This is a genomic window from Christiangramia flava JLT2011 (assembly GCF_001951155.1).
Taxonomy (GTDB): Bacteria; Bacteroidota; Bacteroidia; order Flavobacteriales; family Flavobacteriaceae; genus Christiangramia; species Christiangramia flava.
In genome coordinates this window covers 2,426,489-2,440,760 of record NZ_CP016359.1, presented here as the reverse complement: position 1 = coordinate 2,440,760, position 14,272 = coordinate 2,426,489, and the positions used below count along the sequence as shown (strand labels likewise).

Genomic DNA, 14,272 nt, shown 5'->3' with positions numbered 1-14,272 from the left:
TTTGGTGTGTAAAAATTTATTTTTCAAGTTTTAGTTCCTTTATAATTTGAAGCGAGTCTTCTATTTTCTTCTGAATTGCTGAAAAATCGTAGGCACCATCTTTCTTTATAAATAATTTGGAGCCTATACCCACGCAATGCGCGCCGGCACCGAACCATTCCTGAAGGTTTTCCTTATTCGGAGACACGCCGCCAGTAGGCATGATACTCGTCCAGGGCATAGGTCCTTTCACTGCCTTGATAAAAGAAGGTCCGCCCACTTCAGAAGCAGGGAAGATCTTGACCACTTCAGCACCACATTCCTGTGCCTCGCTGATCTCGGTAAGCGTTCCGCACCCGGGCATCCAGGCTACTTTTCTTCGGTTGCAGATCCTGGCCATTTCCGGATTCATAATGGGAGACACGATAAAATTTGCTCCGAGTTGTAGATACATGGCCGTGGTAGCTGGATCGATCACAGAGCCTATACCAAGCATTAATCCGGGACATTCTTTTTCCGCGTAGCGCACGAGAGCTGCGAAAATATCCTGTGCGAAATCACCGCGGTTGGTAAATTCAAACACCCTGATCCCGGCGTCATAGCTGGATCGAACAATATTCTTACAGGTTTCCAGGTCACTGTGATAAAACACGGGAACCAGCCCGGTTTTTTCCATTTCCTGTACAACCCCAATTCTTGAAAATTTTGCCATATTTTTTATGTTATCTTTTGATCCTTCCGCCGGTATTCCCGCCAATAAGGTCCAGAATATCCTGTTTTCCACTTAAATTCGCATCGCCATAAATGGAATGCTTCAGCACGCAGGCTGCATTCCCAAACTGCAGGGTCTTCTCATCATCAAAATGCCCAAGCCCATAGATCACTCCGGCAGCAAAAGCATCTCCGGTTCCTATGCGATCCACGATATGCGTGATCTCGAATTCCGAAGTGGTGATGAGCGATTCTCCATTCCAGGCACGCCCGTAGATCTTTTGCCAGCTTGCGTTAAGGCTGGTACGAACTTTATCAAATACTTTTTTAATCGAAGCACACTGCTCTATTAAGGTTTTGGATGCTTCGGAAAAATCATCGTCCGAATAGCCAAAATCGGTTCCCAGAATTTCATTGATCTCATTCACACCGCCAATGAAAATATGGGATAGTTGCACCAGCTCTTTCAGAACTGATCTTCCTTCGCGGCCGTACTTCCAAAGATTGCTGCGATAAGCCGGATCAGCAGTAATGGTCACCCCCAACTCGTTGGCGACTTCCAGCCCCTTCTTTAGCGCCTGGTAGGCATTTTCAGAAATTGCCGGCGTAATCCCCGTCCAGTGGAAAAAATCGGCATCTTTAAGAATCTCTTTCCACGCGATGGCATTTGCATCGATATTGGCAAAAGCCGCATTCAGCCTGTTGTAACTAATCCTACTGGGACGCACATCGGCACCCACTTCGAGAAAATAGAGACCGTTTGGATGCTGATTTCGCTGAACATGACCGGTCTGTATTCCGAATTTATTGATAAACTGAACGGCGGCTTCACCGATAAAATCATCTGAAACCGCAGAAACCTGCTGTACATTTTCGCCCAGAACTGCCAGGGAAACCCCTACGTTTAGTTCGGTTCCGCCGAAAAAATAATCCATTTGGCCGGTTTGCTGCACCAGCTTATGCCCTTCTGGAGATAAGCGCATGATAACTTCCCCGAAACAAACGATCTTTTTAGCTGCCTGATCTTTCATTAAAAGTCAAAATAATTTTCCGCATTATGATAACTGATGTCCGCAATGGTCTTGCCTACCAGTTCCATGTCGTCTGGCAATTCGCCGCGCTGCATTTCCTGCCCGAAAAGATTAGATAAAACCCTTCGGAAGTATTCGTGTCTTGGAAAGGAAAGGAAACTACGGGAATCTGTAAGCATCCCGATGAAGCAGCTTATTAAGCCCATATTGGAAAGGGCATTCAGCTGTTCGATGATGCCGTCTTTCTGGTCCAGGAACCACCATCCCGATCCAAACTGGATCTTGCCTTTTACTGAACCATCGTTGAAATTCCCGATCATGGTGGCGAAAGCCGCATTATCGGCCGGATTGAGGTTATAAATGATGGTTTTTGCCAGTTTATCCTTTCCGTCCAGTTCGTTCAGGAAATTGGATAAACTTTGAGTTTGTGAAAAATCACCGATGGAATCCCAACCGGTATCTGGCCCGAGCCTGCTCAACATTCGTTTGTTGTTATTCCGAAGCGCGCCCAGATGAAATTGCTGAACCCAGCCTTTCTCATGATAGGTTTCACAGAGGAATAACAGGATCGCCGTTTTGAACTTTTCAACCTCCAGGGCAGATAGGTTTTCACCGTTTCGCTTTTTGGAAAATATTTGCTCGATCTCCTGATCTGAAAATGTTTCAAAAGACATCGAATTCAGGCCATGGTCACAAAGCCTGCATCCCATTTTATGGAAATAATCGATCCGCTTTTTCAGGGCTTCCTTTAACTGGCCATAATTGCCAATTTCCAAACCTGCCGCCTCTCTCAGTTCGTCCAGGTAGGCTGTGTAATTTTCAGAATCGATCAAAACTGCTTTATCCGGTCGAAAAGCGGTACTCACCTTGATCTCGCAATCACTGTTGTGCAATTGCTGGTGATAGGGAAGCTGATCTGTAGGATCTTCCGTAGTACATAATTTCACTACGTTCATCTGTTTCAGCAGTCCACGACAGGAATTTTCCGACTCTTGTAATTGGCGGTTCACTTCCTGATAGATCTCGGTTCCATTGCTTTCATTCAGCAATTCATCCACACCAAAATATCGTTTTAATTCCAGGTGCGTCCAATGATACAAAGGGTTTCGAAGCGTTGCAGGCACCGTTCTGGCCCAGGCTTCAAACTTCTCCTGATCGCTGGCATTGCCGGTAATGTATTTTTCATCCACTCCCAGCGTTCTCATCGCACGCCATTTGTAATGGTCGCCGTTAAGCCACACGCGGGAAATATTTTCAAAAGTTCGATCTTCCGCGATCTCTTTCGGCGGAAGGTGATTATGGTAATCGATAATGGGCTGTTTGGCCGCATAATCGTGGTAGAGTGCTTCCGCGTAAGAATTCTCCAGTAAAAAATTATCGTTTATAAAGCTTTTTTTAGCCATTTTGCTTGGTTCTTTTTTGGTTAGCGTCCCATCCAGCCGCCATCGACGGTTAAGATAGACCCGCTCATGTAATTACTTGCCTGAGAAGCGAGAAAGATCACGGGACCTTTGAAATCTTCCGGCTGACCCCAGCGTCCAGCAGGAATTCGCGACAGAATCGCTTCGCTTCTCTCCTCATTATCGCGGAGCGCCTGGGTATTATCGGTCGCGATGTATCCAGGAGCGATCGCATTCACCTGTACACCTTTAGCAGCCCATTCGTTAGAGAATGCCATGGTCAACTGCCCAATAGCTCCCTTGGAAGCTGCATAACCGGGAACGGTGATCCCGCCCTGGAAGGTTAACAAAGACGCGGTAAAGATCACTTTCCCGCTGCCTCTTTCCAGCATTTCCTTTCCGAATTCACGGGTTAAAATAAATTGAGAATTCAAATTAACTTCAATGACCTTGTCCCAGTACTCATCTGGATGCTCCGCAGCAGGTTTCCGAAGGATGGTCCCCGCATTGTTCACGAGAATATCCACATCCTTGTTCTCTGCTTTGACCTTCGATACAAATTCGTATAAAGCTTTGCGATCTGAAAAGTCACACTGATAGGCTTTAAAATTACGACCAATTTCGGTAATTCTCTTAGCTATTGCGGAACCTTCGGTTTCCAGACTGGCAGATACCCCGATAATATCGGCCCCGGCTTCTGCCAAAGCTTCAGCCATTGCGAAACCAATGCCGCGCTTGCAGCCGGTGACCAGTGCTGTTTTTCCGTCTAAATTGAAATATCCTGTATCCATCTTATTTTAATTCATCTGGTGAAACCTTATCCATATCGCTGTAATCCAGGTTTTCCCCGGCCATTCCCCAAATGAAGGTATAATTCGAAGTTCCCGCACCGGCATGGATAGACCATTCCGGAGAAATCACGGCCTGGTGATTTTTCATAAAAATATGACGGGTCTCATGAGGTTGCCCCATAAAATGACTGATGCTCTGCCCTACTTCCAGGTCAAAATAAAAATACACTTCCATCCTGCGTTCGTGGGTATGCGGCGGCATGGTGTTCCATACATTGCCATCCTGCAGCTCGGTCATTCCCATTTGCAGCTGGCAGGTCTCGATCACGCTGTTCACGAGTAGCTTATTAATGATCCGTTTATTCGAATACTTGGAATCTCCCAGTTCCACGATTTCAGCTTCGTTCTTCGTCACTTTTTTCGTTGGATACGACTGGTGAGCTGGAGCTGAATTGATGTAGAAATAAGGCTGCTCTCCATTTTTATCGAAAATAACTTCTTTGGCGCCTTTTCCTACATACAGTGCCTCTTTATGCCCAATTTCATAAACGGTTCCATCTACGGTAATTTTTCCTTTGCCACCTACATTAATCACTCCCAATTCCCGGCGATCCAGGAAGTTCTCTGCTTTTAATTCGTTGATAGCCTCCAGTTTCAGCGGTTTGGAAACGGGAAAAGCACCACCTGCGATATAGCGATCGTACATGGTATAGGTAAGTCGAATTTCATCTTTGACAAATAATTCCGGAATTAGAAAGTGCTCTCGTAGTTCTTCTGTGGTATATCTTTTCACATCGTTTGGATGATGCGCATATCTAAATTCTGATTTTGTCATAATTATAAATTTACTGTCCTTAAAATATCAAATTTGCAATAATGCAATCGATTACGCAAGTTTTAAACCTGTTTTTTGATCTCTAAAAACCATTCAATTTTCAGCATGGCTCCATAAATTTTTCAGCCTTCTCTACCAGGTAGCTATTCCCGCAAATAAATGGCGCCCTTTCATGCAGTTCCCGGGGTACGATCTCCATGATCCTTTGGTTACCATCAGAACATTTACCACCCGCCTGTTCGGTAATAAAAGCTATTGGATTGCATTCATACAACAGCCGTAATTTGCCGTTTGGGGCAGTTGTGCCCTGCGGATAGAGATAAATACCACCCATCAACATATTCCGGTGGATATCTGCCACCAGTGACCCCGTATACCGAGAAGTAAATGGGCGATCATCATTTTCATCAAATTCCTGCGTCCATTTTATAAATTTCTTCACTCCTTCCGGGAAATGTATATAATTGCCTTCATTCACCGAATAGATCCTGCCCTTTTCCGGAAACCTGATCTGTGGGTGAGAAAGGAAAAAAGAACCTACTCCGGGATCAAAAGTGAACCCGTTCACACCATTTCCGGTTGTATACACTAAGATAGTGGAAGTTCCGTATATAAGGTATCCTGCTGCGACCTGCTTAATCCCCGGCTGAAGAAAATCTTCTTTAACAGGAGGCTCTCCAATTTTGGAAACCCGCCGATAGATACTGAAAATAGTTCCCACCGTAATGTCCACATCGATGTTCGAGGAACCATCCAACGGATCTATCAGTATCACGTATTTGGCGTTTCGATGGATCTCCTCGTCAAAAGCGACATATTCCTCCAGTTCTTCCGAAGCGAGCGCGCAAATCTCTCCGCGGTTCTTCAGCGTGGAAATAAAAATATCATTCGCTATAATATCCAGCCTGGCCTGGGTTTCTCCCTGCACATTCTGGCTGTCCATTTTTCCGAGGATCGCTGCCAGCCCGGCTTTATTGATCTTTTCATTGACCATTTTACCCGCCAGCTTTATAGAGCTCAGCAATGCCGTAAGCTCCCCTTTCGCGTACTGGAAATCCTTCTGGTTCTCTACAATAAATTCTCCTAAGGTAATAGGTCTTTGCATTTTAATTCTGATTATAAGCCCCCAAAAGCGGAAAAGCCACCGTCTACCGGAACTACAATTCCTGTTACAAAAGAAGACTCGTCCCCCGCCAGCCAATTGGCCACTCCCTGTAATTCCTCGGGTTTTCCGAATCTTTTCATGGGAGTATGTTCCAGTATCGCCTGCCCCCTGCTGGTGAGGCTTCCATCGCCATTCAGCAGCAGATCGCGATTTTGCTCTCCCACAAAAAAGCCGGGAGCAATGGCATTCACCCTGATATTTTCTCCAAATTTGGAATTGATTTCCGTAGCCAGCCATTTCGTAAAATGATCTACGGAAGCTTTTGCTGCGGAATATCCCATCACACGCGTAATTGGTTTCTGGGCAGTCATGGACGAAATATTGATGATACTGCCCCTGTCATGCTTAACCATCGATTTACCGAAAACGAGTGTTGGTAAGACACTGCCTTTGAAGTTTAGCTGTGTGACCTTATTGAAATCGGCCATATCAAGATCAAAAATAGTTTGTTCCGGAGTGATCGTTGCACCTTTGACATTTCCGCCAGCCGCATTGACCAGCACGCTTACAGGACCATATTCCGCTTCCAGTTCTTCCCTGACGCGTTCCAGCGCCTGCTCATCGAGAACATCAGCAACCATAGGAGAAGCACTCCCTCCCATTTGCCGAATTTCCTCTACTCTTTTATTGACTGTTTGTTCATTCCTGCCGAGAATCCCCACATGCATGCCTTTTTTGGCAAATCCCATGGCGATCGCTCCCCCGAGCACACCATTTCCACCGGTGACCACGGCTACTTTTGTCTTCATTTCTGTCATTTCGGTTATTTAGCATCAAAAGATATGAAAAGTTGAAGAATCCTTTTTTAGATAACACCACCAACCGAAGCTCGATTGGTGGTGTTTTGTTGTGAATCTAATCCAAATTCAACTTTCACCTAATATTCAAATGGTCCAAGATCTGGAGCTGCTCCATTGTATGGTAAACCAACGTCTACGCCTTTATCGATCAAGTCACTATCGGCCTTCAAATGAAAGAAATCAACATCGGGAAGGCTTCCGTCTTCCTGTCGTGGCGCCAGCAATTCAGAATAATCAATACTTTCAAAATCTTCGTGGCTGGTCACAATACCATCCATCCAGCTATTATTGGTCACATCCAGAGTGGTTGCGTTGATGCTTCCGGTTTCACCCAAAGCCACACTATTCTTGATAGTGAGCAACTCCAACGGGTTGGTATTGCTGAAACCATAATTCCTGCCGTTATCATAGGCGGCGCTGTTGTAAATGGTCACCTCCCCACGATTGCTGTTATGATCAAACCCATCGGTCTTGTTACCAAAAGCGATACATTGCAGATAAATGGCATTATGCTTCAGGTCTTTGTTATCACTTCCGCCGGTCTTGAAACCATTGCCGTCTCCGGCACCTAGACTTCCGTCTTTCAGGTAACCATTCATGATGGCCCAGCAGTTCTCATAAGTTGTGGTGACATTATCCGCTCCTCTCAAATAGCCGTCCCAGCCATCGTCCAGGTTCTGCCAGGCTCGGCAGCCCACGAACTTGTTCCCGGAACCAACGTCCAGCTTACTCGCAAACCCGTCGGCATTTTCCAGGGAGGAATCGGCATTGAAATACGAATCACAATTCAGGATGGTATTACTGGCAGCGCCACTTCCCAGTTGCAACCCGGTATCAGCACATTCCGAAAAAGTACAGAATTCCACGAGGTTGTTACTTCCTGTGATCAACATCCCGTTATCACCCGCCTTGAACACGTCAATTCCCATGATATGCCAGTAACTGCCTTCCAGTTCCATCCCTCTGTTGGAAGAACTTTCAGACATTGCTGAAAAATCAAATTTCGGCCTGGTATCATCTGCCGGGTGCGCCAGCAGGGAAATCATATTACCGGCAGTACCGCTCTTTTTGATCTCTATAGTGTTGCTGAAACTGTAATCACCGCCTCTCACATAGATATTTTCCCCCGGAACGGCTGCTTCGATTGCGTCGAGCAGTTCCTGGACAGTGGTCACGATCTTCCCGTCTATCGAAGAGGTGTTTTCTCCTGCTTTAAATGAATAGGTATTGCTGATCGCCACGTTTTTGCCATCGCTGGTTTCCACATGCCAGTAGTAAACTTCACCAGATTCTACGTTGATCTCCAGGGATGTTTCGGTCAAGCCCGTCCAGGCATCGTCAGGTTCCTGGTTTCCATCTACCGTATCAGCAAAAACTGTAAACGTAAGTGCATCACCATCAGAATCGGTCATTTCTGAATCCCATTCCAAAGTCACTTTTCCGTCTACCGGATTGATCGTTGCTCCAGATTCCGGAGAGACCAGAATCGCCGGAAAAGGCACATTATTACTGCCTGCTTCCCCAGCTACATAAAATTTATAGGAATCAGACACCGTGGTTTCTTCACCGGCATTCTTGGCGGTAATATTCCAGGAATACGGATATCCTCTTTCCAGTCTCACGACCAGTTGCGTATCCATCAAATTGGGACGCAGGGTGACTTCCTGTGTTACCAGGTTAGTCACCGTCAGGTCATAACGCTCGGCATTGGTCGCTTCTGTCCATTCAAAAGCCACTTCGGCCATATTGGCGACCACGTCCCCCACTTCACATTCAGTGTTGTTCTGAGGCAGCACCAGGTCTGCCTGGCCCGGTGCTTCGACCACCATCATTTCTGAATCATCACTTTTCGAGCAGGAAGCCACTAAAAGGCTCACCACAAAAATCACGACGGCTTTAAAAGGAAGTCTATTGATCAAATTTTTCATGATTTTATAATTTTAAGTGATTTACTAACCGTTTCTGAGTTCAGCATCAGGAAATAGACACCATTTCGGTAATCTGTAAGATCTAAATCGATCACCCGATCTTCCGGAACATCCATTTTCCTGGAAATTTTCACATTCCCGTTGATGTCCATCAGTTTCAGGTCAATCCTGCTGTCTTCGCCGTTTATGTAAACCTTGAGGTCACCACGGGTAGGGTTCGGGAACAGCACCACTTCTTCTGAAAGCAATACTTCCTTGAAAATCTCACCCTGGCAATCAGAGTCTGTATGAATTCGAATACTGTTTCGGCCTTTCTGAAGATCCAGCGTTACCTGCGATTGTTGCGTGGTACTGATCTTGCCGTTGTGTTCAATGGTATAATTGCTGGAGCCCGTAAGGTTAAAGGTTACGGTATTTGCCCCATAATCTACGGAAGAATAGGCCGAAATTGGCGTTGGACCGTCAATACTTACACGGAAGCACTGCTCATAAGTGTCGTTCGAATCTACCGTGATGCATACTTCATAATTTCCAGCTGAAAGATTTTCCACATTAGCTGAAAAAGCATTGGCTTCAGAAAGTGTTGCGGAACCGTTTCCGTCACCGCTTACCGCTACGTTATAAGTATAATTGGTATCCATCGCTGTAATGCTGATGTAAGCGTCACTATTTCCGTTACAGCTCACATCGTGCACGGTAATGGTATAATTATCAGCCGCAAGGTCAAAAACCTCGCATCCAAAAACGTCCACGATGGCTCCTTCCGGAGAATTAGGACAGCTGTCTTCTGCATCTACCAGCCCATCGCCGTCACTATCATCGCATACATCACCTATTCCGTCGCCGTCCATATCGGCCTGGTCTGGGTTCGGTGTGGAAACGCAGTTATCATCTACGTCCAGAATTCCGTCATGGTCGGTATCATCTGTCGATTCCATTTGTGGCAGGGGGTCCCAGCCGTCGTTTCCTTTGGTAAAGTTGAACGTCGTGATCTCGGTATCATCTTTCAGCACCGGAGTTTCCAGTACGGTAGCCCAAGCCACACGATCTGCGGAATGATCTACTCCAGAAAGTTCGATGGTTCCATACTCATACATCTTTTCACTTTCTCCTCCCAAAGTACTTCTCCAGCCTTCCGGATCAATAAGTGATTTACCTTCAAATCCAGGATAGGAAGAAGTGTCGATGGTCGTCTGGAAGAACACTACTTCACTGGTATTGGCCTGCCATGGTCTTCCGAAGAAGCCTGGCTTGGCGCCGTAAGTGGAAGCGGTATTCACCCCGGGTTCCGTAGAGATGATATTACACTCATACATCAGGAATCCGCGGCCTTCACTTTGCTGAGCAGCCGTAAGATATGCCGCATCGCTACTCACGTCGCTGGTATTCATTACCAGATCAGTTTTATAAAATACGGCCGTCATTCCGCCGAAAATATAATCTACCGCACCCATCATGGCTCCTTTGTACACCACCACTCGAGTATCAGATCCTCCATAGAAAGAATCCTGTCTTCCCACGATTCGGCACTTATCCAGGATCACTTTGTCTGAACCGCTTGCGATACCAATGGCCGCTGCTCGTTCCACAAAACTTCTGTCCTGTACGCTGGTGTTGCCATAATCTGTTGGGCGTTCACCTTTATTTCCGCTAACCAGTACGAGAACGTCTTCCGATTCCTTTTTAGAAATATACTGGTTGAAAGAGTTTTCAATTATCAAATCTTCGGCAATAAAACCATCTGCCGAAACCACCACGGTTGCGTTCCAGTAGGAAGCGTTGGTCGTTCCGGAAACGTTATTGTATGGCTGACTTCCGTTGGCCTTGTTTACCGCCAAAATATCGGCATTCCACTTATTATCGGTTCCCTGGCTGTAGTAATTGTAACCGTAACCATAATAGGAAGTCACCCGAACCGCATTCGAAGCAATGTCTACTCCCTGGTTGGTGAGCTCGATACTTGGAATTAGCGCAGCATTTTTCAGCGTTACGTTATCCTGGTTAATCACCAGCATTTCTTCATAGTTACCTGGATCGATCAGTACTGTTACACGTTCCGAATTTGGCCGATCCATACGGGAAATCGCGTCCAGCGCCCCGTTGATCGTTTGGTAATCTTTGTCTTCACCCACGGTAATTTCCGCAGCATAAGCCACCACATCAATAATCTCGATATTGGTGATGTAAGAAGTAGCGTTGATCGTGATCACCGCTGTTCCTGCTTCAGTTCCAGGATATTCGTAAGTGGTGGTTTCCAGCTGAGAGGTACTTCCGCTGCTGGTCGTGATCGCATCACCACCGTCTATGGAAAAATCTGCCGCATAATAATAAGTCACAACCATTTTCTGTCCGGGCTGCATCGGCACACTGATGGTTCCTCCGCTACCGGCAGCCAGATGGCCCTTAGCTTTCTCATTTTTGATATTTCCGGTAAACATCAGTCCTTTATAATATTCGGTATCTGTAGTGATATCCATATCATCAAAGCTCCAGTTCATCACCTGCTCAAAATCCAGGCTTTTGAAAACCGCTACTCCGTCTAATACCAAATTGGAAGTCGGTGCCAATTGAAGCGGGTATTGATCCAGGCCGCTCAGGCTTATCTCATACACACCGTCTCTTAGAGCGATCGTGTTAATATCAGAAAATGTATAAGTATAATCCGGTTCATTCAAATTGGTAAAAGTGAGTACCAGATCGCTTTTTTGAGCATCAGTTAAACCATTGGCCACAATGCTGACATCCTGTAAGGGTTTTTTCTCAAATTCGATATCCCTGCTGGTATTAGCAGTAATTTCCACGGTGTTTTCAGGAATAAAGTAGTCATTCACCCCTTCCCCTTCAATGGTATAGGCCATATTTGCCTCCAGTTGTACCGAATAGGTGCCTGCATCCAGATCAACCATGGGCTCGGGAACATAAATACTGTTAGCTTCAGGATCTGGAACGAAATCCAGACTTGCAAGTTCACTTAAAGCATCACCAAGACCGGTGATCGCCCCGCTAACTTCGTATAATTCCACTTTCTGAATAGCAATATCGTAACTGGTGGTGCCTGCATTCACTTCCAGGCTGCTGCCATTGGAAATAATGTAGCCGTTAGCATTTTCCAGGGAAAGTTCATAGGTATATCCTGCCGGTAATTGCACCGAATAGTTCTCCCCATCAGCGGTCCAGCTCCAGCTTTTGCCAGCTTCATTGGTGAAAACGATCTGGTAATCGGCTGGAATTCCTGTTGCCCCCGCAAGGTCAACCGCGCCGGTAAGGGTCACATAACTGGCGGCTTTCCTGATAAACCTGAAATAACTCGGTTTATCGGTATCGTCATAGATCCGGTATGTTCCGGCGGCTTTGGCCACCACATGTACTTCGGTGATCTCGGCACCCACCGCAATCACATCATTCTGCATCTCAGGATCAGCTGCATATTCAAAATGCAGTTTTCCATTCCCATTCTGGCTTAAAGCCCAAAAAGTAACTTCATCATCTTCCTCCAATTCCAGGCTAAAGAACCTTCCGGTGGCTCCGGAAGAGTTGATGTAGATCCTTCCTTTGAAATCTTCATAATCTGAAATATTCTCATCGTAGCGGGTCAGGGCCGTATTCGAAGTTCTTAGACGATCATTTCCGCCGCCGGTCCAGGTAAGGTCGCCAGCCGCAAAATCGGGTAAATTTATACCTGTTGTTCCAGGGGCAATCGAAGAATCATACCAGGCATTGATGGCATCAACATCCAGCTGGTTATTATATTCTGAAGCGTCTAATTGTGTGGCTCCAAAATCCCAAACGTCGGCAAGTCCGCTGGAAGAAGCTCCGCCGTCCTTCTGAATAGTCACGTCGAAACTGGTCGAACTTTCCGTAATTTCCAGGCTGGTCGCACTGGTAATACTGTAACCTTCGGCTCCTTCCAAAGAAAGCTGGTACTGCTCGCCAATTGGCAAATTCAAACTATAGGTTCCCCCGGAAACGCTGGCAGACCAAGTTTTTCCGGCTTCGTTGGTGAAATTCAGACTATATCCATCAGGAATTCCTGAAGCGGCCGTGAGGTCCACACTACCCGAAACTGCCGAATATTCCGCAGCTTTTCGAATGATCCGGAAATAACTTGGCTTATCGGTATCATCATAAATACGGTATGTCCCGGCGGCTTTGGCCACGAAAATCAATTCGGTAAGCTCCTTGGTTACGGGAATTACATCATTTTGCATCTCAGGATCAGCAGCATATTCAAAATGCAGCTGGCCGGTTCCGTTCTGGGTGGTTGCCCAAAGGGTCACCTCATCATCTTCCTGCAGCTCCAGGCTGAAGAACCTTCCGGTGGCTCCGGAAGAGTTGATGTAGATCCTTCCTTTGAAATCTTCATAATCTGAAATATTCTCATCGTAGCGGGTCAGGGCCGTGTTGGAAGTTCTTAGACGATCATTTCCGCCGCCGGTCCAGGTAAGGTCGCCAGCCACAAAATCGGGTAAATTTATACCTGTTGTTCCAGGGGCAATTGAAGAATCATACCAGGCGTTGATGGCATCAACATCCAGCTGGTTATTATATTCTGAAGCGTCTAATTGTGTGGCTCCAAAATCCCAAACGTCGGCAAGTCCGCTGGAAGAAGCTCCACCGTCCTTCTGAATAGTCACGTCGAAACTGGTCGAACTTTCAGTGACTTCCAGGCTGGTCGCACTGGTAATACTGTATCCTTCGGCTCCTTCCAATGAAAGCTGGTACTGCTCGCCAATTAGCAAATTCAGGCTATAGGTTCCTCCGGAAACGCTGGCAGACCAGGTTTTTCCGGCTTCGTTGGTGAAATTCAGACTATATCCATCAGGAATTCCTGAAGCGCCCGTGAGGTCCACACTACCCGAAACTGCCGAATATTCCGCAGCTTTTCGAATGATCCGGAAATAACTTGGCTTATCGGTATCGTCATAAATACGGTACGTTCCGGCGGTTTTGGCCACGAAATTCAATTCGGTAAGCTCCTTGGTTACGGGAATCACGTCATTTTGCATCTCAGGATCAGCAGCATATTCAAAATGCAGTTGGCCGGTTCCGTTCTGGGTGGTCGCCCAAAGTGTCACCTCATCATCTTCCTGCAGCTCCAGGCTGAAGAACCTTCCGGTGGCTCCGGAAGAGTTGATGTAGATCCTTCCTTTGAAATCTTCATAATCTGAAATATTCTCATCGTAGCGGGTCAGGGCCGTATTGGAAGTTCTTAGACGATCATTTCCGCCGCCGGTCCAGGTAAGGTCGCCAGCCACAAAATCGGGTAAATTTATACCTGTTGTTCCAGGGGCAATCGAAGAATCGTACCAGGCGTTGATGGCATCAACATCCAGCTGGTTATCGTAGGATGAGGCATCGAGCTGGGTGGCGCCGAAATCCCAGACATCTGGTAAATTTTGTGAATGACCCTGCCAAATTCCCAAAAAGAGCAGAAGGGCCAGAAATTGTAATTGTTTCATCATTCCATAAAGATTTAGTTTGAATTGAATAGCTTGATAATGGTTATTTCAGTCAACTTTCAAAGGGTAAATCCATGGGGCTTGTCAAGCTTTCCGAAATCGTTTTCGGATTTCGATACACTTAATTTGAACAACCTGTTTTGAAAATATCATGTAAAAAAGGGTATGCATGA

The 14,272-nt window shown here is 46.2% G+C and carries 9 protein-coding genes; all 9 read right to left on the bottom strand.

The genetic code is table 11. The features are described from left to right. Positions 1-16 precede the first annotated feature (16 nt). The 9 genes from GRFL_RS10670 to GRFL_RS10630 all read right to left on the bottom strand — a co-directional run bounded on the left by GRFL_RS10670 (position 17) and on the right by GRFL_RS10630 (position 14,102). Positions 17-691 carry a bifunctional 4-hydroxy-2-oxoglutarate aldolase/2-dehydro-3-deoxy-phosphogluconate aldolase gene (locus GRFL_RS10670; RefSeq protein WP_083646083.1) on the bottom strand — a complete coding sequence of 225 codons (675 nt, stop codon included), beginning with the start codon at positions 689-691 and terminating at the stop codon, positions 17-19. A gap of 10 nt (positions 692-701) precedes the next feature. After that, the gene (locus GRFL_RS10665) at positions 702-1,721 is read right to left on the bottom strand and encodes a sugar kinase (RefSeq protein ID WP_083644608.1); all 1,020 of its coding nucleotides are present in this window, start codon (positions 1,719-1,721) and stop codon (positions 702-704) included. Further along, positions 1,721-3,124, bottom strand: coding sequence for a glucuronate isomerase (gene uxaC, locus GRFL_RS10660; RefSeq protein WP_083644607.1), 1,404 nt, complete (start codon positions 3,122-3,124; stop codon positions 1,721-1,723). Before uxaC ends, GRFL_RS10665 begins: the two co-directional genes overlap by 1 nt. 20 nt (positions 3,125-3,144) lie before the next feature. Then, positions 3,145-3,912: an SDR family NAD(P)-dependent oxidoreductase gene (locus tag GRFL_RS10655; protein WP_083644606.1), complete on the bottom strand. Its 768-nt coding sequence runs from the start codon at positions 3,910-3,912 to the stop codon at positions 3,145-3,147. 1 nt (position 3,913) lies between these two features. Further along, positions 3,914-4,747 carry a 5-dehydro-4-deoxy-D-glucuronate isomerase gene (kduI, locus tag GRFL_RS10650; protein ID WP_083644605.1) on the bottom strand — a complete coding sequence of 278 codons (834 nt, stop codon included), beginning with the start codon at positions 4,745-4,747 and terminating at the stop codon, positions 3,914-3,916. Between the two features lie 100 nt (positions 4,748-4,847). Next, positions 4,848-5,852 (bottom strand): class 1 fructose-bisphosphatase, encoded by a 1,005-nt coding sequence (fbp, locus tag GRFL_RS10645; protein ID WP_083644604.1) that lies wholly within the window; start codon positions 5,850-5,852, stop codon positions 4,848-4,850. 11 nt (positions 5,853-5,863) lie between these two features. Then, positions 5,864-6,670 carry an SDR family oxidoreductase gene (locus GRFL_RS10640; protein WP_083644603.1) on the bottom strand — a complete coding sequence of 269 codons (807 nt, stop codon included), beginning with the start codon at positions 6,668-6,670 and terminating at the stop codon, positions 5,864-5,866. Positions 6,671-6,789: 119 nt separating this feature from the next. Beyond that, positions 6,790-8,640 carry a right-handed parallel beta-helix repeat-containing protein gene (locus GRFL_RS10635; RefSeq protein ID WP_083644602.1) on the bottom strand — a complete coding sequence of 617 codons (1,851 nt, stop codon included), beginning with the start codon at positions 8,638-8,640 and terminating at the stop codon, positions 6,790-6,792. Then, complete coding sequence (locus GRFL_RS10630; protein ID WP_083644601.1) at positions 8,637-14,102, bottom strand: pectinesterase family protein; 5,466 nt, start codon at positions 14,100-14,102, stop codon at positions 8,637-8,639. The genes GRFL_RS10635 and GRFL_RS10630 overlap by 4 nt, the downstream gene beginning before the upstream one ends. Positions 14,103-14,272: the final 170 nt, after the last annotated feature.

Excerpts from the sequence above, each read along its gene's own strand:
- GRFL_RS10670 (WP_083646083.1), bottom strand. The coding sequence starts at position 691 with ATGGCAAAATTTTCAAGAATTGGGGTTGTACAGGAAATGGAAAAAACC.
- GRFL_RS10665 (WP_083644608.1), bottom strand. The coding sequence starts at position 1,721 with ATGAAAGATCAGGCAGCTAAAAAGATCGTTTGTTTCGGGGAAGTTATC.
- uxaC (WP_083644607.1), bottom strand. The coding sequence starts at position 3,124 with ATGGCTAAAAAAAGCTTTATAAACGATAATTTTTTACTGGAGAATTCT.
- GRFL_RS10655 (WP_083644606.1), bottom strand. The coding sequence starts at position 3,912 with ATGGATACAGGATATTTCAATTTAGACGGAAAAACAGCACTGGTCACC.
- kduI (WP_083644605.1), bottom strand. The coding sequence starts at position 4,747 with ATGACAAAATCAGAATTTAGATATGCGCATCATCCAAACGATGTGAAA.
- fbp (WP_083644604.1), bottom strand. The coding sequence starts at position 5,852 with ATGCAAAGACCTATTACCTTAGGAGAATTTATTGTAGAGAACCAGAAG.
- GRFL_RS10640 (WP_083644603.1), bottom strand. The coding sequence starts at position 6,670 with ATGACAGAAATGAAGACAAAAGTAGCCGTGGTCACCGGTGGAAATGGT.
- GRFL_RS10635 (WP_083644602.1), bottom strand. The coding sequence starts at position 8,640 with ATGAAAAATTTGATCAATAGACTTCCTTTTAAAGCCGTCGTGATTTTT.
- GRFL_RS10630 (WP_083644601.1), bottom strand. The coding sequence starts at position 14,102 with ATGATGAAACAATTACAATTTCTGGCCCTTCTGCTCTTTTTGGGAATT.